The organism is Allobosea sp. P4_H5 (genome assembly GCF_056400825.1).
The window spans coordinates 36,179-58,840 of record NZ_JBFUKM010000011.1 but is presented as its reverse complement, the minus strand read 5'-3'; the positions used below and the strand labels follow the sequence as shown (position 1 = coordinate 58,840).

General features: G+C 67.0%; 19 protein-coding genes. 6 read left to right on the top strand and 13 right to left on the bottom strand.

Features of this window, described 5'->3' with window-relative positions; translation table 11 throughout:
• Positions 1-52: 52 nt before the first annotated feature.
• The 5 genes from AC1DS0_RS21745 to AC1DS0_RS21725 form a co-directional block, all read right to left on the bottom strand.
• Entirely contained in the window at positions 53-730 is a 678-nt protein-coding gene (locus tag AC1DS0_RS21745) for an amino acid ABC transporter permease (RefSeq protein ID WP_201303036.1), read from the bottom strand.
• Positions 731-740: 10 nt separating this feature from the next.
• Positions 741-1,406 (bottom strand): amino acid ABC transporter permease, encoded by a 666-nt coding sequence (locus AC1DS0_RS21740; RefSeq protein WP_454029667.1) that lies wholly within the window; start codon positions 1,404-1,406, stop codon positions 741-743.
• A gap of 82 nt (positions 1,407-1,488) precedes the next feature.
• Complete coding sequence (locus AC1DS0_RS21735) at positions 1,489-2,427, bottom strand: transporter substrate-binding domain-containing protein (protein WP_476816358.1); 939 nt, start codon at positions 2,425-2,427, stop codon at positions 1,489-1,491.
• Between the two features lie 150 nt (positions 2,428-2,577).
• Positions 2,578-3,720, bottom strand: a complete 1,143-nt coding sequence (thrC, locus tag AC1DS0_RS21730) for a threonine synthase (RefSeq protein ID WP_476816357.1) — start codon at positions 3,718-3,720, stop codon at positions 2,578-2,580.
• 264 nt (positions 3,721-3,984) lie between these two features.
• Entirely contained in the window at positions 3,985-5,016 is a 1,032-nt protein-coding gene (locus tag AC1DS0_RS21725; protein ID WP_476816356.1) for an ATP-grasp domain-containing protein, read from the bottom strand.
• A 275-nt stretch (positions 5,017-5,291) separates the two neighbouring features.
• On the opposite strand from AC1DS0_RS21725, the gene AC1DS0_RS21720 reads away from it, so the two are divergent.
• Positions 5,292-6,590 (top strand): GNAT family N-acetyltransferase, encoded by a 1,299-nt coding sequence (locus AC1DS0_RS21720; RefSeq protein ID WP_476816355.1) that lies wholly within the window; start codon positions 5,292-5,294, stop codon positions 6,588-6,590.
• Between the two features lie 51 nt (positions 6,591-6,641).
• Here AC1DS0_RS21720 and AC1DS0_RS21715 read toward each other — a convergent pair whose 3' ends face one another.
• The 3 genes from AC1DS0_RS21715 to AC1DS0_RS21705 form a co-directional block, all read right to left on the bottom strand.
• Positions 6,642-9,824: an efflux RND transporter permease subunit gene (locus AC1DS0_RS21715; protein WP_476816354.1), complete on the bottom strand. Its 3,183-nt coding sequence runs from the start codon at positions 9,822-9,824 to the stop codon at positions 6,642-6,644.
• Between the two features lie 234 nt (positions 9,825-10,058).
• Positions 10,059-11,276, bottom strand: coding sequence for an efflux RND transporter periplasmic adaptor subunit (locus tag AC1DS0_RS21710; protein ID WP_476816353.1), 1,218 nt, complete (start codon positions 11,274-11,276; stop codon positions 10,059-10,061).
• Between the two features lie 51 nt (positions 11,277-11,327).
• Positions 11,328-12,164 carry an alpha/beta hydrolase fold domain-containing protein gene (locus AC1DS0_RS21705; RefSeq protein ID WP_476816352.1) on the bottom strand — a complete coding sequence of 279 codons (837 nt, stop codon included), beginning with the start codon at positions 12,162-12,164 and terminating at the stop codon, positions 11,328-11,330.
• A gap of 128 nt (positions 12,165-12,292) precedes the next feature.
• On the opposite strand from AC1DS0_RS21705, the gene AC1DS0_RS21700 reads away from it, so the two are divergent.
• Positions 12,293-13,273: a LysR family transcriptional regulator gene (locus AC1DS0_RS21700; protein WP_476816351.1), complete on the top strand. Its 981-nt coding sequence runs from the start codon at positions 12,293-12,295 to the stop codon at positions 13,271-13,273.
• Between the two features lie 107 nt (positions 13,274-13,380).
• A complete protein-coding gene (locus AC1DS0_RS21695; protein ID WP_476816350.1) occupies positions 13,381-14,667 on the top strand; it encodes an amidase in 1,287 nt (428 codons plus the stop codon).
• 128 nt (positions 14,668-14,795) lie between these two features.
• Here AC1DS0_RS21695 and pyrC read toward each other — a convergent pair whose 3' ends face one another.
• Complete coding sequence (pyrC, locus tag AC1DS0_RS21690) at positions 14,796-15,890, bottom strand: dihydroorotase (protein WP_476816349.1); 1,095 nt, start codon at positions 15,888-15,890, stop codon at positions 14,796-14,798.
• A gap of 239 nt (positions 15,891-16,129) precedes the next feature.
• Between pyrC and AC1DS0_RS21685 the strand changes: the two genes are divergently transcribed.
• Positions 16,130-16,840, top strand: a complete 711-nt coding sequence (locus AC1DS0_RS21685; RefSeq protein WP_476816348.1) for an orotate phosphoribosyltransferase — start codon at positions 16,130-16,132, stop codon at positions 16,838-16,840.
• Between the two features lie 29 nt (positions 16,841-16,869).
• Here the strand turns inward: AC1DS0_RS21685 and AC1DS0_RS21680 are convergent, their stop codons facing one another.
• Entirely contained in the window at positions 16,870-17,943 is a 1,074-nt protein-coding gene (locus tag AC1DS0_RS21680; protein WP_476816347.1) for an ABC transporter substrate-binding protein, read from the bottom strand.
• A gap of 115 nt (positions 17,944-18,058) precedes the next feature.
• Positions 18,059-18,493 (bottom strand): MarR family winged helix-turn-helix transcriptional regulator, encoded by a 435-nt coding sequence (locus AC1DS0_RS21675; protein ID WP_476816346.1) that lies wholly within the window; start codon positions 18,491-18,493, stop codon positions 18,059-18,061.
• A 170-nt stretch (positions 18,494-18,663) separates the two neighbouring features.
• Here AC1DS0_RS21675 and AC1DS0_RS21670 point away from each other — a divergent pair, with 170 nt between their 5' ends.
• Together AC1DS0_RS21670 and AC1DS0_RS21665 are read left to right on the top strand one after the other, a co-directional pair.
• Positions 18,664-20,241 carry an FAD-dependent monooxygenase gene (locus AC1DS0_RS21670; protein ID WP_476816345.1) on the top strand — a complete coding sequence of 526 codons (1,578 nt, stop codon included), beginning with the start codon at positions 18,664-18,666 and terminating at the stop codon, positions 20,239-20,241.
• Positions 20,241-20,603, top strand: coding sequence for a hypothetical protein (locus AC1DS0_RS21665; RefSeq protein WP_476816344.1), 363 nt, complete (start codon positions 20,241-20,243; stop codon positions 20,601-20,603). The genes AC1DS0_RS21670 and AC1DS0_RS21665 overlap by 1 nt, the downstream gene beginning before the upstream one ends.
• Here AC1DS0_RS21665 and AC1DS0_RS21660 read toward each other — a convergent pair.
• A complete protein-coding gene (locus AC1DS0_RS21660) occupies positions 20,600-21,388 on the bottom strand; it encodes an enoyl-CoA hydratase/isomerase family protein (protein WP_476816343.1) in 789 nt (262 codons plus the stop codon). The genes AC1DS0_RS21665 and AC1DS0_RS21660 overlap by 4 nt on opposite strands.
• Positions 21,389-21,422: 34 nt before the next feature.
• On the bottom strand, positions 21,423-22,655 hold the full coding sequence (locus AC1DS0_RS21655) for a phenylacetate--CoA ligase family protein (RefSeq protein WP_476816342.1): 1,233 nt from the start codon (positions 22,653-22,655) through the stop codon (positions 21,423-21,425).
• Between the last annotated feature and the right edge of the window lie 7 nt (positions 22,656-22,662).

Below are 22,662 nucleotides of genomic sequence, written 5' to 3'. Positions count from 1 at the left end.
TTCCAGAGCATGCTTCACGCGAAAAACCGGTTCCCACTTTTTCGCAGCATCCTCAGTAGCGCAGATAGGAAGTCTTGCGTTCGAGCAGCGCGCCGAGCTGCGCCAGCGCGAAATTGATGATGAGGTAGAGCACCATCGTCAGCAGGTAGAACTCGACGATCATGTAGTTGCGCGCCATCTGCTGCTGGGCCGAGAGCAGCAATTCGACGACGCCGATGATCGAGAGCAGCGTCGTACCCTTGACGATCTCGAGCCCGGTGTTGACCCAGGGCGGCAGCATGCGCCGGAAGGCCTGCGGCAGGATCACGTAGTACAGGCGCTTGCCGAAGGTGAGGCCGATCGCCTTGGCCGCCTCCATCTGCCCGGCCGGCACGGATTCGACCGCGCCGCGGAAGTTCTCGGCGACATGGGCGGTGGCGAAGGCGCCGAGCGCGATGACGCCGGCCCAGAAGGCGGCGACGTTCACGCCGAACAAGGCGAGCCCGTAATAGGTGAACAGGATCAGCACGAGCACCGGAATGCCGCGCATCAGGTCGACATAGAGCCGGGACAGCAGCTTCAGCCACCACCAGCCATAGGACAGTGCGACCCCCATCAGGATGCCGCAGACCGTCGCCATGACAATGCTCAGCGCCGAGCTGAGCAGGGTGACGCCGAGACCGGAGAGCAGCGAGGCGCGAGCCTGCCAGGCCTCGAACCAGAAGGTGCCGGGAGCCATCGAGAAATCCATCGCCGGCTCCCTAGCGGATCGAGGCGTAGCGGCGCTCGACCATGCGCAGCAGGATGGCGATGAGATAGGCGGTGGCGAGATAGAGCGCGCTCGCCGTGAGCCAGACCTCCATGACCCGGAAGGTGTTGGCGTTGATCTGCCGCGCGACGAAGGTCAGCTCCGGCACGGCGATCGCTGCCGCCAACGAGGTATCCTTGAACAGCGAAATCAGGTTGTTGCTGACCGCCGGCAGGGTGATCCGGAACATCACCGGCAGCACGACATAGGCCTGGCGCTGCCAGGGCCGCAGGCCGATCGCCTTGGCCGCCTCGACATATTGCTTCGGGATCGAGGAGAGCCCGGCGCGGAAGACCTCGGACATGTAGGCGCCGGCGTAGAGCGAGAGCGAGAGCACGAAGCTCTGGGTCTTGTTGAGGAAGTTGATGTCGAATTCGGGCAGGCCGAAATACAGGAAGAAGATCAGCAGCAGCAGCGGCGTGCAGCGGATGAACTCGACATAGGCCCAGACCGGGCCTGAGAGCCATTTCTTGCCCGAAAGCCGGGCATAGGCGGTGAGGATGCCGATGATGCAGCCGATCGCCAGCGAGATCACCGCCAGCCAGAGCCCGAGCAAAAGCGCGTCGGTCAGCTTGTCCCAGTTCCGCGCGATGACGGACCAGTCGAAATGGTAGTCGATCATGGCTGTCGCGAAGGTCCCGAAAGCGGCGGGCCGGACGTCCGGCCCGCCATCGCCACGTTGCGATCAGGCGAATGCAGGATCAGGCGAATTCCTGCGGGAAGCCGACCTTCGGGATCGGCAGCTCGATGCCGAACCACTTCTTGTAGGAGGCGGCGAAATAGTCGAAATCGACGCCCATCATCGCCTCCTTGTAGGCGGTGTTGACCCAGTTCAGCCAGGTCGGGTCGCCGGGCTTCACCGCCGAGGCATAGGAGTTCGGCATCCAGCCGAAGCCGGAATCGACGAAGCGGCCGGGCGCCTGCTGCATCAGCCAGCGCATCGCCGACTGATCCTGCATCGAGGCGTCGATGCGGCGGGCATTCAGCGCCTGCATCGCCGCGTCCGGGCTGTCGAAGGCGTCGACCTTCGATCCTGGCAGCGCCTTGTGGATCCATTCCTCGAGGAAGACGTTCTGCATGCCGCCGACCGCGACCTCCTTGCCGGCCGCCTTCAACTCCTCGTAGTTCTTGTACTTGCCGCCGCGGGCCAGCATCAGCAGGCCGACGCCCTCGCGATAATAGGGGATGGTGAAGTCGACCTGCTGGGCCCGGCCCGGCGTCACCGTCATCCATTGCACGACGATGTCGACCTTGTCGGTGACCAGGCTCGGGATGCGGGCGTCGGAGCCCTGCAGCACGAACTCGACCTTCTCGTAGTCGTCGAACAGGCCCTTGGCGAGCAGCCGGGCGAGGTCGATGTCCATGCCGACGAGCTTGCCGCTGGCGTCCTGGAAGTGCCAGGGCGGGTTGGTGCTGCCGGTGCCGACGATCAGCTTGCCGCGTTCCTTGACGGCGTAGAGCTTGCTCTTGGCCACCGTCTGGGCCTGGGCCGAAGCTGGACTAAGCAGGCCGGCCGCTGCCGCGCCGATCGCAGCCCCGGCAAGCCCAAGGCCGAACAGGCTGCGTCGCTCCAGGATCAGGGCCGCCTCGTCTTTCGGGGGAGTGGCGCCGTCCAAAGTTCCGTCGTCATGAATGCCCATCACGAACTCCCCTCTTTTGATCCACGTTCCCTGCAGACTTCGGCCCGCAGCAGCATGAACGTGGCAAGAAAAATGCCAGCTGCAAAGCCGAATTATGCATCCTGACGCTAGGGAATATCCGGCAACCTTCGGGCAATCTTCGGGCAATCTTCAGGCGGCCTGCAGGGCAGCCTCGCAGAGCCCGGCGACCGCTGCGATATCGGCGGGATCCGCGACCTTGTGGGTCCGCACCGGCATCTCTTGGTAGACCTTGCCGTCCTTGAAGCCGTGGCCGGTGACCATGCAGACGACGCGCGAGCCGGGCGGCAGCGCGCCCTGCGCCAGCAGGCGCGGCAATGCCGCGATCGGGCTCGCGCCGGTCGGCTCGGCATAGATGCCTTCGCTGCGGGCGAGCAGCCGCATCGCCTCGCGCAATTCGTCGTCACCGACCGCGATCGCCAGACCGCCGCTCTGGCGGACCAGCTTCAGCGTATAGGTGCCGTCGCGCTCATAGCCGATCAGCGGGTCGCTGATCCCAGAGGCGATGGTCTGCGGCATGCCCCAGGCCATCACCTCGCCGGCCCCGGCCTCGAAGGCCTGCACGATCGGTGCGCAGCCCTCTGCCTGCACGGCGATCAATCTGGTCGTGCCGCCGGCATCGGCGATGCCTTGCCAGACGCCCTTGACCAGCGGGCCACTGCCGGTCGGCACCAGCACATGGCTCGGCGCGCCGCCGAGCTGCTCGACCAGCTCGGTGCCGACGGCGGTGAGACCGGCGACGGCATAAGGATTGATGAAGGTGGTGGTCAGGTTGGCAAAACCGTGCCGCTCGGCGAGGGCCAGCGCGAGATCATAGGAGCGGCTGTAATGGCCTTCGACCAGGAGCAGGATCGCGCCATAGGCCGCAATCTGCGTCACCTTCCCCAGCGGCGTATGGGCCGGCACGATGATCACGGCCGGGATGCCGGCACGCGCCGCATAGGCGGCGGTCGCGGCCCCGGCATTGCCCGAGGAGGCGCAGACGACCTTGCCGATGCCGAGCGCCAGCGCCCGGCCCATCGCTGCGGCGACGAGCCGGTCCTTGAACGAGCCGGACGGGTTGCGGGTCTCGTCCTTCAGCCAGATCTCGCCCGAGAAGCCAGGCAGCGAGGCCTCGATCCGGCGGGCCCGCAGCAGCGGGGTGACGCTCTCGCCGAGCGAGACGCGCGGCGTGTCGTCGTCGCCGACCGTCTCCAGGATGCCGCCGCAGGCCCTGCAGCGATGGAGCAGCACCGGTGGATAGGTCGTCGCGCAATCGACGCAGCGCAGTTCCATCGCGAGCACTCCTTTAGGCTGTCGGCCGGCCGCCCTGCCCCGCAAGGCCGCCATGGCCTCAGCCTAGACCGAAAACGTCGGCCGGCACTGCTCGCGTTTGCGGCGGGCTGCCCTGCATCCGTCCGGGGCTTTGGCGCCAGCCAAGCGCTTGTCCAGCACGGGATGGTGCGGCCTTGGTGAAGTGATCAAGCGGAAAGCCGAGTCCGGCCAATTCCGAACCTTCCGGGGCCAAATCGACGGCACCACTCCGGCAGCGACGTCGGGTCAGTACGGCGTGACGTTTGCCGGTACCGTGACGATGGTTTGATCCCGCGGCAGAGGCGGGCCAGCGGGTTTCGTTCTACCCAGTAGCTCGAGGAGCGGCAGCACCGGATCGCGAGCAAGTTCACGAATAACGCGCCGCTCCAGCCAATTGAGCCGCCAGGGCAGCACAGCTGCCTTGAGGAGGCGGCCGCGATTTCTTAACTCCAGCCCGTCCGGCGGCCCCTTTCCCAGGGTTTCCTTCATCAAGGCCGCCCGAACGAAATCCAAGCCTGCGAGCGCCATGACGTCCATCCGGAACCAGAAGCGCGGATTGCTCTCGATGAAAAAGACCTGGCCATCCGTTCGTTCGCGAAGGTCGAACCCGATCACCCCATCGAGCGCGAGATGCGCTACGACGACCCGGCTGAAAGCATCGACACTGGGGCGCCGCACAAAACGGATGCCATGGCGCGCAAAGGTGTAGGCCACCTGGCCCATGATCTCTCCGCGCTCGCACAGATAGAAGACGCAGAGATCCCGGCCGGGAATGAAATCCTGTGCCAGGATCGGGCTGTAGTCGATCCGCCCGCGCAGATCCTCCGGCCCGTTGATCCTGCGCACACCCCATCCGCCATCGAGGTTCGTCGGCTTGACGATGAAGGGGTAGGTCAGTGCTCCCGTCGCGGCAGCGGCGCGCAGCTCGGACCAGGTCTCGAAGATTTTCGTGTCCGGCACGGGCAGGTCGAGATCACGGCAGAGCTGATGAAAGGTGAGCTTGTTGTTCAGCAGATCGAACGCCTCCCCGGCAGGAACAGGGAAGCAGGGCGTCTCGAACCTGTCTGGATAGGCAGCAAGAAAGCGCGTGGTATGCCCGCAAGTCGGAAGGATGCAGGAGATCTGATGATCTTTCGCGTAGCGATCTATCGCAGACGCCTCGCCAGGACCAGCAAGCGCGAACGGTTTTCCCAAATCATGAAAGGCACGGCAGTGACGGGAATGCCTGAGCCAAGATCCATCGCCAGTACCGATGATATGAACGTCGTCGAAATACAAGGACACTGCTTTCAGTATCCTATACTCCATCCGAAACCTATCCGCCAGAAGGATTGCGCGACCGCTCATTGCTCGACTTCCCGCTGCGGGCGCCAAATGAGGATGGAGCACATCTGAAAATTCTTTTCGATTACCGTATCGCCCCATATTCGCCTGCTTGTCACCCCGCCGCAACCGATCTGCCCACGGACCAATGGTGTTAAGCCGATTTATCTCTGGAACGCGCGAGGCCTTCGTAGATCATGAGGCAGCGCATTCGGTCCTTGGGGTCGCGGGTGGACGAGGCCGGTCCTCTCAACAGAATGGACAGACAGTCGGGCACGGTGTGGCGCGGCGACCAGCACTCTCGCCTGTCGCGTTCCTCCGAGGCAGTCCGAGGCCATCCTGCCCCAAGGCTGGACCAGGCGGAGAGACTTGAATCGGAGATCGTCACCGCTTCGGATTTCGCGCGGTATCAGGATGACTGGGACGATCTTGTCCGTCGCGCCCTGATCCCGAACGTCTACATGCACCCGGCAGTCGCGCTCGCAGCCGAACTGCATGGTGGGCGGCATATCGTTGTTGCGCTGATCTGGCGAATATCCGGCCTCCGACGCGTGCTCGTCGGCGCCTGGGTTCTGGGCGAATTCGCAGAGCGGCGAGGCTTCTTCAAGGTTCTCGACACAGCTCTGAATCGGCTCGTTTTCGCGGGGACACCCGTCGTGGACGCAGGTCTGGCCTCGGATGTTCTCGACAAGCTGCTGGACGCCATCGCCGGCCAACCCGCCCTTCCCGGGATCATCGTCGCGTCCGATCTGAATGCGGATGAGCGATTGCTGCCCTACCTGCGCGACGTTCTTGCCCGGCGCGGGTCCCGTTCCATGGTCGTGGGGCGGCGGCGGCGAGCCATCCTGACACGTCGAGCCGATGGGGATTTGCCAGGACATCCGGAAGCTTCCTCCAAACAGAGGCAAGGGTTCCGGCGAAGAAGCAGACGCTTGTCGGAGGCCGGCATCGCGCATGTCGCCCTGACGCGCGGATCAGAGATCGCGGATGCGTTCCGGGCGTTCCTTCAGATCGAGGCCAGCGGCTGGAAAGGCAGGAAGGACCAGAGCGGCTGGGCCATAAAGCTCGATCCGGCGCTGGAGCCGTTCGCAGCGGAGATGATCGAAGGCCTGGTGCGGGCCGGATGTGCGAGCATCGAAGGCTTGCGGCAGGGCGAGCGCTGGATCGCCTTCTCGATCTGGCTTCGCTCCGGATCGCGCGCCTTCGGCTGGAAGATGGCCTATGACGAGGCGTTCGCCGGCTTCGGCCCCGGGCGCCAGCTCTCGGAACGGGTGACGGCGACATTCCTGTCCGATCCCGCACTGACGAGTTTCGACAGCTGCAATGGTTCGGAGACCTCGTTTCACGCCGCGATCTGGCCGGAGCGGCTCGAACTGGTTGACATCGTCATCGACGCCCGCCGCGGCGGCTCCTTGTCCGGCACGCTCTTCATGATCGCCGAATTCACGTATCGCCGGGGACGAGGGTGGCTGAAGGCCGCGCGCGACACCGTGCGCGCGTATTGGCGTGGGTCGCACCCAAAAAAGTGACCGCGCCGTGGACCGAAGCGAACCTCGGCACGGCGCGGCCAACGTCATCCATCAAGCCGCCTCGGCGAGGTGTTCCTTCCCCTCCCCCCCATGCTGGCGCAGCGGCCTGTTACCCGACAGCCTGCGCATCAGCACGTAGAAGACCGGCGTCAGGAAGATGCCGAAGGCGGTGACGCCGATCATGCCGGCGAAGACCGCGATGCCCATGGCCTGGCGCATCTCGGCGCCCGCCCCGGTCGAGAGCACCAGCGGCACCACGCCCATGACGAAAGCGAGCGAGGTCATCAGGATCGGCCGCAGGCGCAGGCGGCTGGCCTCGATCGCGGCCTCGACCGGCGTCCGGCCCTCGAATTCGAGCTCGCGCGCGAATTCGACGATCAGGATGGCGTTCTTGGCCGATAGTCCGACCAGGACGACGAGGCCGATCTGGGTGAAGACGTTGTTGTCGCCACCGCTCCACCAGACGCCGGCCATCGCCGCCATCAGGCCCATCGGGATGATCAAGAGGATCGCGACCGGCAGGGTCAGGCTCTCATACTGCGCCGCCAGCACCAGGAAGACGAGCAGGATCGCGACCGGGAAGACGAGGAGCGCGGAGTTGCCGGCGAGGATCTCCTGATAGGTGAGCTCGGTCCATTCGAAGGCGAAGCCCTTGGGCAGGGTCTCGGCGGCGATGCGGGTGACGGCGTCCTGCGCCTGGCCCGAGGAGAAGCCCGGGGCCGGGCCGGCATTGATGTCGGCGCTGAGGAAGCCGTTATAGCGCATCGCCCGTTCGGGGCCGGAATCGGTGCGCACGTTGAGCACGGCCGAGAGCGGCACCATCTCGCCCGAATTCGAGCGGACCTTGAGCTTGCCGATGTCCTCCTGATAGGCGCGGTAGGGCGCATCGGCCTGGACGCGCACGGTGTAGGTGCGGCCGAACTTGTTGAAGTCGTTCACATAGGACGAGCCGAGATAGATCTGCAGCGTCTCGAAGACATCGGTGACGGGAACGCCGAGCTGGCGCGCCTTGGTGCGGTCGATGTCGGCATAGAGCTGCGGGACGTTGACCTGGAAGCTCGAGAACATGCCGGCGAGCTCGGGCGCCGCCGCGGCCTTGGCCATGAAGGCCTTGGTCGCCTCGTCGAGCGCCTTGTAGCCGAGGCCGGCACGGTCCTCGATCTGCAGCTTGAAGCCGCCGATGGTGCCGAGGCCCTGGACCGGCGGCGGCGGGAACATCGCGATGAACGCCTCCTTGACGCCGGCGAACTCCTTGTTGAGCTGCATGGCGATGGCGTTGCCGGAGAGCTCGGGGCTCTTGCGCTGGTCGAACGGCTTCAGGCCGACGAATACGATGCCGGCATTCGAGGAGTTGGTGAAGCCGTTGATCGACAGGCCCGGGAACGAGATCGCGTTCTCGACGCCGGGATGCTTCAGGGCGATCGCGTCCATCTTGCGGATGACGTCCTCGGTGCGGTCGAGTGTCGCCGCGTCGGGGAGCTGCGCGAAGCCGACGAGATACTGCTTGTCCTGGCCCGGCACGAAGCCGGACGGCACCTTCTGGAAGAGCACGACGGTCAAGCCGACCAGGCCGGCATAGACCACGAGCATCACCGTCTTGCGGCCAAGGATGCGGGTGACGCCGCCGCCATAGGCCTCCGAGGAGCGGTTGAAGAAGCGGTTGAAGCCGCGGAAGAACCAGCCGAACAGCTTGTCCATGACGCGGGTCAGCGCGTCCTTGGGAGCGTCGTGGCCGCGCAGCAGCAGGGCGGCGAGCGCCGGCGACAGGGTCAGCGAGTTGATCGCCGAGATCACCGTCGAGATCGCGATGGTGAGCGCGAACTGGCGATAGAACTGGCCGGTCAGCCCGGAGATGAAGGCGAGTGGGACGAAGACCGCGACGAGCACGAGCGCGATCGCGATGATCGGGCCGGAGACCTCGCGCATCGCCTTATAGGTGGCTTCGCGTGGGCTGAGGCCGTTCTCGATGTTGCGCTCGACATTCTCGACCACGACGATGGCGTCGTCGACGACGATGCCGATCGCCAGGACGAGGCCGAACAGCGAGAGCGCGTTGATCGAGAAGCCGAGCAGGTACATCACCGCGAAGGTGCCGACGACCGAGATTGGCACCGCGACCAGCGGGATGATCGAGGCCCGCCAGGTCTGCAGGAAGACGATGACGACGAGCACGACCAGCGCGATCGCCTCAAGCAGCGTGGTGATCACCGCCTTGATCGAGGCACGGACGAACTGGGTGGTGTCGTAGACGATCGAGTAGTCGACGCCCTCAGGCATGTTCTGCTTGATCTCCTTCATCACCGCCTGAACCTGATCGGCGATGGCGATGGCGTTGGAGTTCGGCGCCTGGAAGACAGGCACGGCGACGGCCGACTTGCCGTTGAGCAGCGAGCGCAGCGCGTAGTCGGCAGCGCCCAATTCGATGCGGGAGACATCCTTCAGGCGTACGACCGCGCCACTCGCGGCGGTCTTGACGATGATCTCGCCGAACTCCTCCTCGCTGGCGAGGCGGCCCTGCGCATTGACCGAAAGCTGCAGGTCGAGCCCCGGTCCGCTCGGCGAGGCGCCGATCACGCCGGCCGCGGCCTGGACGTTCTGGGCGCGGATCTCGCGGACGATGTCGGAGGGCGAAAGGCCGTGCTCGGCGACCTTCTGCGGGTCGAGCCAGACGCGCATCGAATAGTCGCCCGATCCGAAGAGCTGGACCTGGCCGACGCCGTCGATCCGCGCCAGCCGGTCCTTGACGTTGAGGACGGCGTAGTTGCGCAGATAGGTCATATCGTAGCGGCCGTTCGGCGAGGTAATGTGCACCACCATCGTCAGGTCCGGCGAGCTCTTGATGGTGGTGACGCCGAGGCGGCGCACCTCCTCCGGCAGGCGGGGTTCCGCCTGCGAGACGCGGTTCTGGACCAGCTGCTGGGCCTTGTCCGGGTCGGTGCCGAGCTTGAAGGTGACGTTCAGCGTCATCACGCCGTCGGTCGTCGCCTGGCTCGACATGTAGAGCATGCCTTCGACGCCGTTGATCTGCTCCTCGATCGGCGTCGCCACGGTCTCGGCGATGACGCGCGGATTGGCGCCGGGATATTGCGCGCGCACAACCACGGTCGGCGGCACGACCTCGGGATATTCCGAGATCGGCAGGGCCCGCAGCGCGAGCAGGCCGGCGAGGAAGATCAGGACGGAGAGGACGCCGGCGAAGATCGGCCGGTCGATGAAGAACTTCGAGAGGTTCATTGGGGTGCCCCTTCAAGGCGGCGGCCCCGCCGGTCCCGAAGCGGCCGGCGGGGCGGGAAATGGATATGCGAAACCACGCCGTCATTCCGGGGCTTCGCGTAGCAAAGAGCCCGGAACCCAGAACCGATGCGCCTGTTCACGGAGACGCGGGACCGGGTCATCCAACCCAGTACCGGCATCGGTTCTGGGTTCCGGGCTCAGGCCTTCGGCCTGCCCCGGAATGACGGGAGAGGTTCAGCGCTGTGCGAGCTCGGTCTTGGGCTTCTTCAATTCGGAACGCTCGGCCATCGGCACCTGCTCGGGAGCGACGCTCGCGCCCGGGCGGATGCGCTGCAGGCCGTTGACGACGATCTGCTCGCCGGCCTCCAGCCCGCTGGTGACGATGCGCAGGCCTTCAGCGGCGGTGCCGAGGGTGACCTCGCGCCAGACCGCCTTGTGGTCCTTGCCGACGACGAAGACGAACTTCTTGTTCTGGTCGGTGCCGACGGCGCGCTCGTTGATGACGAGGGCTGGCTCGGACTTGGCCTGGCCCATGCGTAGGCGCACGAACTGGCCGGGCATCAGCGCGCCGTCCTTGTTGTCGAAGATCGCCCGAACACGGACCGTGCCGGTCGCGGCATCGATGCCGTTGTCGACGAAATTGAGATGGCCGGAGACCGGCGCGGCCTCGTTCGTCGCCGTGCTCATCTGCACTGGGATGCGCTTGAGATCGCGCGGCTTGCCGGGCTCAGCCGGCAGGGTCGCCAGCGCCTTGAGCAGCGAGCCCTCGTCGGCGTTGAAGCCCGCATAGACCGGATCGACCGAGACCAGCGTCGTCAGCAGCGGCGCGTTGGCGCCGGCAGCGACGAGGTTGCCGACGGTGACTTCCAGTCGGCCGATGCGGCCGCCGATCGGGGCGCGGATCTGGGTGTAGTCGAGGTTCAGCCGCGCTGACTGCAGGGCGGCGCGGGAGGCGCGCTCGTTCGCCTGCGCCTCACGCAGGGCATTCAGCCGTGCATCGAGGTCGCGCTGCGAGACGTTCTGCGTCGACATCAGCTTCTGGCCGCGCTCATGCTCACCCGCAGCAAGCGCAACGCGCGCTTCGGCGGCGAGCAATTGCGCCTGGGCCCGTTCGAACTCGGCCTGGTAGGGCGCCTGGTCGATGCTGACGAGCAGGTCACCCTGCCTGACCAGCGCGCCTTGCGAGAAGTGCACCTGCTCGACCACGCCGGAGACGCGCGAGCGGATCTCGACACGCTCGATCGCCTCGAGCCGGCCGGAGAACTCGGCCCAGCTGACCAGCTCGCGCTGCTCGACCGTAGCGACCGAAACCGGCGTCGCAGCCGGCGCGGCGGGGGCCGTGTCGCCCTGCGCCTTGTTCGAGCCGTGGACGGCAACGGCAAGAGCCGCGAGCGAGACGCCGGCAGCCAGAGTAACGCCCAACAGGGCATGACGGATCGTTCCCAGAATCATGGGTTCATTCCTTTGTGGAGAGAGATCGAAAGAGCGGGGGCGATGCAGCCGCTAGGACGGCGCGGTCGCGGTGAAGAACTCGCTGACGTGATGACAGGCCGCGCACAGGCAGGTGCCGTCGCAAGGGCCTTCGGCGAAGGCATCCGGCCAGCGGCTCGGGCCGCCGACAATGCGGATGGTGGTGTCGACACCGGCCGCCTTCAGCCGGTGCGCATAATTGATGCTCTCATCGCGCAGCAGGTCGTCCTCGGCGGTGACGATCAGAGCCGGTGCGAGCCCGGTCAGCCTGACGGCATTGACTGGGGCGGCGTAAGGGTGCGCCGCCTTCTCGGGCGAGCCGAGATAGGCATGCCAGCCATCGGCCCAGCGGCAGCCGACGGGGCCGGCCTCGGCATTGCGGAAGGAATAGGTGCCGAGGCAGGAATCGAGCATCGGCGAGAACAGGATCTGGCCGGCGAGCGACGGCCCGTGCCGGTCGCGCACCATCATGGCCAGCGCCGCGGCGAGATTGCCGCCGGCCTCCTCGCCCGCCACATAGAGCGGCGCGTTCTTGCCGACCCAGCGCGCCTTGTCGCGGGCGATCTTCTCGAGCGCAGCATAGGAGGCTTCGAGCGCCTGCGGGAACGGATTGGCCGGGGCGAGCGGGTAAGGCAGCGAGATCACGATCGCGCCGGCCTCGGCCAGCGTAGTCGCGACAGCTTCGCCGGACGCAAGAGTGCCGCTGTCGAAGGTGCCGCCATGCAGGTGGACGACGAGGCCAGCCTCGTCCGGCACGGCAGCCGGCGCATAGAGCCGGCCGGCGAGCTTGTCGCGCCCGACCGCGACGCTCTGCTCGCGCCAGAAGACGGCGCGGCGATAGCGGCTTTCGGGGACGGACGGGGCGAGCATGGCGGTGACGCCTGACGAATGTTGCGATGCATCATGATTTAGGTGATGCTCTCCGCTTAATAAACCGCCGTTCTGCTCCTACATTATTTCCATATGGAAACAATCGACGGATCATCCGGGGCTTCGCTATGGATCAGCTCAACGCAATGCGCGCCTTTGTGCGCGTCGTCGAAGTCGGCACCTTCACCCGCGCCGCGGAGCTGCTCGACCTGCCAAAGCCGACCGTGACCAAGCTGATCCAGCAGCTCGAAGGGCATCTGCACGCGCAATTGCTCAACCGCACGACGCGCCGCGTCACCGTGACGATGGATGGCGCCGCCTATTACGAGCGGGCGCTGCGCGTGCTCGGCGAGATTGACGAGCTCGACCAGAGCATGACCTCCTCGCAGGCCCGGCCGAGCGGGCGGCTACGCGTCGATGTCAGCGCCTCGTTCGCCACCGACATCATCCTGCCGGCGCTGCCCGGCTTCCTTGCGCGCTATCCCGAGATCCAGATCGACATGGGCCTGTCCGATCGGCCAGCCGACCTGATCGGCGAGAATCTCGACCTCGCCATCCGTGCCGGCGCGATCGACGACCAGAGCCTGATCGCCCGCCGCATCGGCGAGATGATGCTGATCACCTGCGCGACGCCGGGCTATCTGGCCAAGCATGGCACGCCGCGGCACCCGCGCGATCTGGAGGATGGCCATCTCGCGATCGGCTATCGCCGGGCCGGCACCAGCCGCATCATGCCCTTCACTTTCGCCAGCCCGAAGGAGACGATCGAGATCCAGGGCGACTATGTGGTCTCGCTGAACGACGGGACCGGCTATGTCGCCGCCGGACTGGCGGGGCTCGGCGTCATGCAGGTCCCGACCTTCATGGCGATGGCGCACATCGCCTCTGGCCGGCTCGTGCCGATCCTGACCGATTGGTGCACCAAGCCGAAGCCACTGCACATCATCTATCCGCCGAACCGCCACCTCTCCAACAAGGTCCGCGTCTTCGTCGACTGGCTGGCCGAACTATTCGCCCGGAACGCGTTGCTTCAAGGCAAGCCGCTGCTGCCCTGCCCTGGCGGCGTCGCCGCGGAAGCGCTCGCCCATCAGCCCGAGCAGGCCGCCTAGCCGCGCAAGGCCGGGATGACGGGCCGGCGGTTCCATCACATCGCGAACTGGCCTAACCAGAGGCGCCGGCATCCGCCGCGCGCCCACTCACCAGCCAGGTCCGTCCGATGTCCCGCAGCGTCCGCGACAAGCTCGAAGCCAATCTCGCCCGCATCGGCGACGGCACCCCGGTGTTCACCAAGCTCCTGCTCGACACGGCGCGCGCCGAGGCCGACGCCGCCGATCGCCGGCGCGAGGCCGGGCTGCAGCTGAGCGCGATCGACGGCACGATCGTCTCGGTCAAGGACCTGCTCGACGTGAAGGGCGTGACGACCTGGGCCGGCTCGAGCGCGCTGAAGGGCGCAGCTCCCGCGGCTCAGGATGCGCCCTCGGTGGCGCGACTGCGCCGGGCCGGCGCAGTGATCATCGGCAAGACCAACATGACCGAGTTCGCCTTCTCTGGCATCGGCCTCAACACCACCTTCGGCACGCCGGGCAGTGCTGTCGACAAGGCGCGCATCCCCGGCGGCTCCTCCTCCGGCGCGGCGGTCTCGGTGGCGGAAGGCTCGTCGGAGCTGACGGTCGGCACCGATACCGGCGGCTCCTGCCGCATCCCCGCCGCCTTCAACGGCATCACCGGGATGAAGCCGACGCACAAGACGGTTCCCGACGAGGGCTGCTTCCCGCTGGCGCCGAGCCTTGATTCGATCGGCCCGCTGGCCAAGGACGTCGCCGGCTGCGCGCGCCTGCTCTCGGTGCTGGCCGACCGGCCCTTCGATCTTGCGGACGGTATCTCGCCGGCCCGTATCCGCCTCGGCGTGGCGCGCGGCGGCTTCCTGGCCGAAGCCGCCCCGTCCGTCGCCAAGGCCTATGAGGCGGCGATCGAGCGCGTGACGCGGCTCGGCATTGCGGTCGAGCCAGTCGATCTCGACGGACTCTGGCAGGAGATGTTCGCGATCTGCCCGGTGCCGCTCGTCACGGTCGAGGCTGCGGCGGTGCATCGCGATCTCCTGGCGAGCAAGGCCGATGCCTATGACCGGCGCGTCGCGGCCCGGATCGCCATCGGCGTGCCCTGCAAGGCGGCCGACTACATCATCGCCATGGAGAAGCGCCGGGCACTGATCGCTCGGCTCGCCGCCCAGCTCGATGGGCTCGACAGCTTCCTGGCGCCGACCGTGCCGATCGAGGCGCCGACGATCGCCGCGATGGAGGCCGGTGACGAGGCCTTCTTCACGGCCAATCGCCTGATCCTGCGCAATCCGGCCTTCGGCAACCTGTTCGACCTGTGCTCGATCTCGCTGCCGATGCCGCTCGGCGACAAGCTCTCGGGCGGGCTGATGCTGAGCGCGATCGCCGGACGAGACCAGCAACTGCTCAACATTGCGAAGCTGATCGAGCCGGCTGCGGCGGGCTGAGCCCGAGGGGCGCGGAGGCCCCTCCCGTCATGGTCGGGCTTGTCCCGACCATCCACGCCGTCGCTTTATTGAGCGTTTGGTGTTCAAGACGCGGATGCTCGCCACAGGGGCGAGCATGACGTCGGGGTTCAGCCCCTCACTTCACCCAGTGACCAGGGCAGTTCCTCGCCGCCGCGGAAGATCACGACGTCTTCCTCGCCGACCGCGACGGTCGGCGACACCCGGCAGGGCCGCTTCTCCAGCGTGATCGTGCCCTCGTTCAGCGGCAGGCCGTAGAAGCGCGCGCCGTTCTCCGAGGCGAAGGCCTCGAAATGATCGAGCGCGCCCTCCTCGTCGAAGACCTGGACATAGGTCTGCAAGGCGGTGGCGCCGCCGAAGACGCCGGCCGAGCAGCATTCGGCCTGCTTGGCGCTGCGCAGATGCGGGGCCGTGTCGGTGCCGATGAAGAAATTGCCGTCGCCCGCGGTGACCGCCTTGCGCAATGCGAGGCGGTGGCGCTCGCGCTTGGCGACCGGCAGGCAATAGAGATGCGGGCGCAGGCCGCCCTGGAAGATCGAGGTGCGGTTGATGATCAGGTGATGCGGCGTCACCGTGCCTGCCGCGCGGCCGGCATGGGCGCGCACCAGTTCGACCGTCTCGGCGGTGGTGACGTGCTCGACCACCACCTTGAGGCCCTGATGCCGCTTCAGGAGCGGCAGCATCTCGGTTTCCATGAACACCGCCTCGCGGTCGAAGATGTCGACGGCCGGGTCGGTGGCTTCGCCATGCACCAGGACCGGCATGCCGATCTTCTCCATCCGCTCCAGCACCGGGGCGAGCTTGGGAATGCTGGTGACGCCGTGATGGGAGTTGGTCGTCGCACCCGACGGGTAGAGCTTGGCCGCCGCCCAGACGCCGTCACGGAAGCCGCGTTCGATCTCGTCGGGCGACGTCGTATCGGTCAGATAGCAGGTCATCAGCGGGGTGAAGTCGTTGCCATCCGGGCGCGCCGCCAGGATGCGCTCGCGATAGGCCGATGCCGCGTCGACCGAGGTGACCGGCGGGACCAGGTTCGGCATGATGATGCCGCGTTTGAACTGCGCGGCCGTGAAGGGCAGCACTGCCTTCAGCATGGCGCCGTCGCGCAGGTGGACATGCCAGTCGTCCGGGCGGCGGATCGTCAGTGTCTGCGCCGGGGCAACCGCCTTGGCTTGCGTGCTGCCGAAAAGTTCCGTGACGCTCATGTCCTGCCCCCGTGTTCACTGGCCTGCCAGGCGAATCCGCCAGCGGGCTGGCCTCTCCATAACCGCCTTGTCCGGGCCATGCGAGCATCTCCATGCAATCATGTCGGGGACAGCGTACGGCAGGGATTGACCTTCACCGGCAACCTGTCGAGAAGGGGCCGTTTGCGAATTTGATACGAGCCGCGCCAACGCCTGCAAACGGCGAAGGATGGCGCGCGCTGGCCCTGGAGAACGAGACCATGCCCAATCTCTACATGCCGGTCGACCGGGACACCATCGCGCTCGAAGCCGCCAAGATGCTGCTGGAGATCAAGGCGGTCCACTTCTACAGCGACAAGCCCTTCATCTTCACCTCCGGCTGGGCGAGCCCGGTCTATATCGACTGCCGCAAGATCATCTCTTTCCCGCGGTTGCGCTCCTCGCTGATCGACTTCGCCGCGACCACCATCGTGCGCGACATCGGCTATGAATCGATCGACATCGTCGCCGGTGGCGAGACGGCCGGCATTCCCTTCGCCGCCTGGATTTCCGACCGGCTGTCGCTGCCGATGCAATATGTCCGCAAGAAGCCCAAGGGCTTCGGCCGCAATGCCCAGATCGAGGGCGAGGTCGTCGAGGGCGCGCGCACGCTTCTGGTCGAGGATCTCGCCACCGATGGCGGCAGCAAGGTCAACTTCTGCAAGGCCCTGCGCGACGCCGGCGCCAAGGTCGATCACTGCTTCGTGCTGTTCTACTACGACATCTTCCCGCAGGGGCGCGCGATGATGAAGGAGATCGGCGTCGGCCTGCACTATCTCACCACCTGGTGGGACGTGCTCAAGGTCGCCAAGGCGAGCGGGCATTTCGAGCCGAAGGTGCTGGACGAGGTCGAGAGCTTCCTCAACGAGCCGGCCAAGTGGTCGGCCGCGCATGGTGGCATCTCGGACTTCAACCAGGCCAAGACCGGCTGAGGAGGAAAGCCCGCCGGCTGGGCAGGTTCTCAGCCGGCGTGCAGAACCCTGAAGCGATCGGGTGCCATCGGGTCCCGGTCGACCACCTGGATTGGCGGCCAGGCCCATTGCCAGACACCGATACCCGGCACGCGCGCGAAGCTGATACGCCCGCGCGTGCCGTCGACCGAAACCTGCGACCAGGCTTGCGCCAGGCGTCCCTGCTCCGTGCCGTGGGATCGCAGCATCGCGGCAAGAACGGCAATCGTGTCGTACCCCTCGAAGGCGACGAAGGACGGCCCCTGCGCCAGCCGCTCGCGCAAGGCCGCCTCGACGCGTGTGCCAAGCGGAGGGAGTTGCTCGGGCAGATAACGGAGGAACGGGATCGCGGCGCCCTCCTCGCCCAGCAAGGCCAGCCATTCGGGCAGCTCCGGCGGCCCGGCCGGAGCGCCGAGCAGGACGCCACCAAGGCGCGGATCGCTGCGGACCGCCTTGACGATCGGCACCGCCGGCTCCGGATGGCCGACCAGGAGCAACAACGCCGTGACGTCCTTGCCGGCGAGTTCGTCACAGAGCGCAGCAGGCGTGAGCGAGTTCATCTCGAACTCCATGACGCTTCCACCACATGGCGTGATGCAGTCCTGCAGAATGCGCGTCCCCGAGGCCCAATAGACGCTCGGCACGGTTGCCACGGCGATCTGCTGATGCCCCGCACCTAGCAGGAAGTCGGCGTAGAGCCGCCAGCCGCGGGATTGCGCCGGGGCGATGCGCGCGACCCAATCCGTCGGCTGCTCGGTGAGTGCATCGAGAACCGCCGAGGAGCAGAGAAAAGGCAGGCGCAGCGCATCAGCCCTGGCTGCGACGGCGCGGGCAACGACGCTGTGGTACTCCCCGGCAAGGGCGACGATGCCCAGGCCCGCAAGCTCATCGACGGCGGCTGCTGCCTTCTGCGGATCGGCGGCAGTGTCGCGCACGATCAGCTCGAGCGGGCGTCCGGCGATCCCACCGGCACCGTTGACGTCGGCGACGGCGAGATCGAGCCCGGCAAGCAGATGCTGGCCGGCCTCGACCCAACCGGGCGGCGACAGCGGCGCCAGGGCGCCGATCCGGATAGGCGTCGTCATATGTCGGCATCTCCCGGGCGCGTTTCAGTCGCACTATGCCGGGAACGCGCGCACGGACGTCAGTAGCGTAAGCGCAGCGCGCCCAAGATTGCCTCGCACGGGCATCCGGTGACGTTCATGCCTTGTCCGGCTGCAATGTCCTCAGAATACGGGCGAGCTCATCCAGATCGCCTTGCGCCAACCGGGTGAGCTCGACTGGCGGCCGATGATAGGCCGCCATCAGCTCCTGCATGACCTCCCTGCCCTTCGGCGTCGCCCGGACGAGTTTCACGCGCCGGTCGGCAGCCGAGGCGACACGTTCGGCCAGGCCCGCTCGTTCCAGCCGATCGACCAGCCAGGTCGCGGTCGAAGGATCGCAGGCCCATTCCTTCGCCAAAGCCCCCATCGGCTTGTCGTCAGCGAGGAGCGAGGACAACGCGCGGGCATCGTTCGGCGTCAGCCCCCGCTCCTGCTGGGCCAGCAGTCGCTCGGGCGCCGAGCGCATCAGGAAGCCGAACATCAGCCGCCAGGCCTCGGCGGCAGCCGCGGCTGCCTCTTCCGGAGATGGCATCGTCGCATCACGCGTCATCGGCTCATGACCTTGGTATCTTGACATATTTTTATATATCAAATATTTTGAATCATCAAATCAATTCTCGACACCGACCTCGCGGCGCCGCAAGGAGCCTTCGCCCTCCTGCCGCAGATCGCAAAGGCGTTGTCATTCCAGAGGAAACCATCATGAGCACCAGCACCGGAGTCCTCATTGTCGGTGGCGGCCTGAATGGACTCGCGGCCGCCGCGCTGCTCGCCCACCATCGCATCGACTGCATGGTTGTCGAGCGCCATGCCGAAACCTCGATCCAGTACAAGTTCACCGGGATCTCGCCACGCAGCATGGAGATCTTCCGCAGCCTCGGGCTGGAAGCGGAGATCCGCGCCCGGCGCACCGGAGACCAGCAAAGCGGCGGCATCGCCCGGGCGAGAAACCTGGCCGATCCGGAGGTGCAATGGAGCGAGATCGGCTGGCCCGATGCCACGCCTTACAGCCCGACCCAGCCTGCGACCTGCGACCAGAACGTGCTGGAGCCGATCCTGCGGCGCCATGCCGAGCGGCTCGGCGCGACCATGCGCTTCAATACCGAGTTCGAGGCGTTCGAGCAGGATGAGCGGCAGGTCCGCGCCCGGATTCGCGACCGGACCAGCGGAGCCGAGGAAACCGTCGTCGCCGACTACCTGATCGTCGCGGACGGCGCCGGCGGCTCGCTGCGCCAGCGTCTCGGCATCGGCGTGAGCGGTCCTGGCGTGCTGCAACACTGGATGAACCTGATCTTCGACACCGACCTGCCGCCGACCCTCAATGGCAAGCGCTTCACCTCCTGCTTCGTCACCGACCTCAACGCCACGCTCACCCCGCGCCGCGAAGGGCGCTGGCTGCTGGCGCTGCAGTACTTTCCCGAGAATGGCGACAAGCCGGAGGAATTCGACGCGCGCCGCTGCCGCGAACTGGTCGCTCGAGGCTCCGGACGCCCGGAGGTCAGGGCCAAACTGGCCGATGCACGCCCCTGGGCGCTGGCCGCACAGATCGCCGAGCGCTTTCGCGAAGGCCGCTGCTTCCTTGTCGGCGATGCGGCGCATCTGATGCCGCCGACCGGCGCCTTTGGCGGCAATTCCGGGATTCATGATGCGCACAACCTCGCCTGGAAGCTCGCTCTGGTCATGCGCGGCGAGGCAGGGGCGGAGCTGCTCGACAGCTATGACCGGGAGCGTCGTCCGGTGATCGCAGCCACTCTGGCGCAGGCGCTCGCCCGGCTCCAGGCCTGGTTCCGGGACCCGGCCGGGCGCCTGCCGAAGCCGCCGCCGATCGTCGCCGATTACGATGTCATCTTCGGCCAGCGCTACGGTGCCGGCGCAATCCTTGGCGACGACGCGCCGCCCGATGCTCCTTTCGAAGCTTTCGCAACTCTGTCCGGGCAGCCCGGGACGCGCGCACCGCATCGACCGATCGAGCACCAGGGCCAGGCGCTTTCGACGCTTGACCTTTTCGGCAAGGACTTCGTTCTGCTCAGCCGCAATCCGGCCTGGCACGCAGCCGCCGAGACGATCCGGACCGAATGCAGCCTGCCGCTCTCCGGCTGGGGCACTGGCGCGGAGGACTGGCTCGACAGCTATGGCATCGGCAGCAGCGGTGCTGTTCTGGTCCGGCCGGACGGCTTCGTGGCATGGCGGACGCTGGATCCGGCCGACGACCGGAAGGCCATGCTGCTCGGTGTCCTCGACCGAATTGGCCTGCGCATCGACGCTGGCGGAGAGGCGTGATGAAGCCTTCTACGACCCTGATCACGATACTGGCGGTCGAGATCCTGCTCTTTGCCGGGGCTTCGCTGATCCATGCCGGCGTCCTGGTCGGCGGCCATGAGCATAGCCAGGCCAGGATGGCGGAAGGCGTGATCGGAGCTGTGCTGGCGCTCGGCCTCGTCCTTTGCCTGCTGCGCCCGGCGATGATGCGGACGATCGCCCTCTCCGTTCAGGGGTTTGCCCTGCTCAGCACCCTGGTCGGCATCTTGACCATCATGGTCGGCGTCGGGCCGCAGACTGCGGCCGACAAGGTTTTCCACGGCCTCCTGCTGGTGGTGCTTGTCGCCGGGCTGGTCGCCGCCTGGCGTGCGCCGCGCAGCTAGAATTTCGGCGGCCGCCGCTCGAAGAAGGCGGCAATGCCCTCGTGGAAATCCGCCGTGCCGGCATTGGCGACGAAGGCCTGCTTCTCCAGGTCGAGCTGCGCATCGAAGGAGCCATGCGTGGCGGCCTGGACCAGCGCCTTGCTCGCCCCTTGCGCGCCAACGCTGCCGCGGGTGAGCTTGTCAGCCATGGCCTGCGTCGCTTCCATCAACTCGCCATTCGGCACGAGGCGGTTGACGAGGCCAAGCTGGAGCGCGGTTTCGGCATTCACAGCCTCGTTGAGCAGCACGAATTCCAGCGCCCGGCGCGGGCCGAGCAATTGCGTCAGCGTCCAGGTGGTGCCGCCATCGGGGCTGGTGCCGAGCTTGGTGTAGGCCGAGAGGAAACTCGCATCCTGCGCCGCGACGACGAGGTCGCAGGCGAGCGCAAGCCCGACGCCGCCGCCCGCGACCGGGCCCTGCACCGCCGCGATCACCGGCTGCGGCATCGCCTTGATCAGGCGCATCAGCGTGTGGAAGCGGTCGATCAGCTTCGTCGCGGTCTGCGGCGCGCCGGGAAGGTCGGCCTGGAAGCGGGCGAGATCGCCGCCTGCCATGAAGGAGCGCCCTGCCCCGGCCAGGATGACAGCGCGGATCGTCTGGTCTGCGGCCAGCCCCGAGAACGCCGCGACCAACGCGTCGGCCATCGCCTCGTCGAGGACGTTGAGCACCTTGGGGCGGTTCATGGTCACGGTCAGGACCGGACCCTGCCGCTGCGTGATCACCACCTCGCCTGCCGGATCGCTCATCGTCTCGTCCTCATCCCGTCTGCTGTCGCGAGCCTCAGCCCGGCGTCCTTATATCGTCGATGACCTTGCCGTCGTTGGGCAATGTCCCCGGCGCCACCAGCTCGACCGTGCCGCTCAGCTTGAAGACCTCGCGCACGGACGCCTTCACCGCCTCGGCCAGCCCAGCCCCCGGCGCAGCGGCCTCGGCCTTGAAGCACATCGCATCAGTCTCGCCGGCACGCATCACCACCAGCCGGCAGCGGCCGAGTTCCGGATGGCGCGCGGCAACGGCTGCGACCTGCTCCGGCCGGACGAACATGCCCTTGACCTTGGCCGACTGGTCCGCGCGGCCGAGCCAGCCTCGGATGCGCTGGTTGGTGCGACCGCAGGGCGATGGTCCTGGCAACGCCGCGGTGAGGTCGCCGACGGCGAAGCGGATCAGCGGCTTCTTCGGATCGAGGATGGTGACGGCGATCTCGCCGACCTCGCCTTCCGCCACCGGCTGCCCGGTGCCGGGCCGCAGGATCTCGACGATGATGTCCTCGTTGAGGACGAGGCCGTCACGGGCCGGCGTCTCATAGGCGATGATGCCGCATTCGGCGGTGGCGTAGCACTGATACGCGTCGATGCCGCGCTCGCGGAACTCGGTCTGCAGCGAGGGCGGAAACGCCGCGCCGGAAACCACCGCACGCTTCAGCGAGGAGAGGTCGCGCCCGCGCGCCGCGCCGAGGTCGAGCAGGATCTTGAGGAAATCCGGCACGCCGGCATAGAGCGTCGGCCGGTAGGCCTCGATCAGGTCAAGCTGGGCGTCGCTGTTGCCCGGTCCTGCCGGGATCACGGCGCAACCGAGCACGCGGGCGCCGGCATCGAAGCACCAGGCGCCGGGCGTCAGGTGATAGGAGAAGGTGTTGAGCACGATGTCGCGCCAGCCGGCGCCGGTCGCGGCGAGCGCGCGGGCGACACGCCAGGGATCGTCGTCATGGCTCTCGGGCTCGAAGATCGGCCCCGGCGACATCATCAGCCGGCGGTAATTGCCGGGGCGGCCGGGCAGCAAACCGCCGAAGGGCGGCCTGCTACGCTGGGTCGCCGGCAGGTCCGACTTGCGCAGCACCGGCAGGCGAGCAAGCGCGGCACGGTCGGTCACCGCCTCGAGATCGACGCCGCGCAAATGCTTCCGCCAAGCCGGCAGCCGCTGCGCTGCCGCCAACATCTGAGGCAAACGCCGGAACAGATCGGCCTCGCGGCGCGCGGGCGCGCGGGTCTCCAGGCGGTCGTAGTGCTTGCCCATGACGGCC

Coding starts and splice junctions, on each gene's coding strand:
- AC1DS0_RS21665 (WP_476816344.1), top strand. CDS start 20,241: ATGAAGCCTTCTACGACCCTGATCACGATACTGGCGGTCGAGATCCTG.
- AC1DS0_RS21670 (WP_476816345.1), top strand. CDS start 18,664: ATGAGCACCAGCACCGGAGTCCTCATTGTCGGTGGCGGCCTGAATGGA.
- AC1DS0_RS21715 (WP_476816354.1), bottom strand. CDS start 9,824: ATGAACCTCTCGAAGTTCTTCATCGACCGGCCGATCTTCGCCGGCGTC.
- AC1DS0_RS21735 (WP_476816358.1), bottom strand. CDS start 2,427: ATGGGCATTCATGACGACGGAACTTTGGACGGCGCCACTCCCCCGAAA.
- AC1DS0_RS21680 (WP_476816347.1), bottom strand. CDS start 17,943: ATGACGACGCCTATCCGGATCGGCGCCCTGGCGCCGCTGTCGCCGCCC.
- thrC (WP_476816357.1), bottom strand. CDS start 3,720: ATGGAACTGCGCTGCGTCGATTGCGCGACGACCTATCCACCGGTGCTG.
- AC1DS0_RS21655 (WP_476816342.1), bottom strand. CDS start 22,655: ATGGGCAAGCACTACGACCGCCTGGAGACCCGCGCGCCCGCGCGCCGC.
- AC1DS0_RS21745 (WP_201303036.1), bottom strand. CDS start 730: ATGGATTTCTCGATGGCTCCCGGCACCTTCTGGTTCGAGGCCTGGCAG.
- AC1DS0_RS21710 (WP_476816353.1), bottom strand. CDS start 11,276: ATGATTCTGGGAACGATCCGTCATGCCCTGTTGGGCGTTACTCTGGCT.
- AC1DS0_RS21685 (WP_476816348.1), top strand. CDS start 16,130: ATGCCCAATCTCTACATGCCGGTCGACCGGGACACCATCGCGCTCGAA.
- pyrC (WP_476816349.1), bottom strand. CDS start 15,890: ATGAGCGTCACGGAACTTTTCGGCAGCACGCAAGCCAAGGCGGTTGCC.
- AC1DS0_RS21660 (WP_476816343.1), bottom strand. CDS start 21,388: ATGAGCGATCCGGCAGGCGAGGTGGTGATCACGCAGCGGCAGGGTCCG.
- AC1DS0_RS21700 (WP_476816351.1), top strand. CDS start 12,293: ATGGATCAGCTCAACGCAATGCGCGCCTTTGTGCGCGTCGTCGAAGTC.
- AC1DS0_RS21695 (WP_476816350.1), top strand. CDS start 13,381: ATGTCCCGCAGCGTCCGCGACAAGCTCGAAGCCAATCTCGCCCGCATC.
- AC1DS0_RS21705 (WP_476816352.1), bottom strand. CDS start 12,164: ATGCTCGCCCCGTCCGTCCCCGAAAGCCGCTATCGCCGCGCCGTCTTC.
- AC1DS0_RS21675 (WP_476816346.1), bottom strand. CDS start 18,493: ATGCCATCTCCGGAAGAGGCAGCCGCGGCTGCCGCCGAGGCCTGGCGG.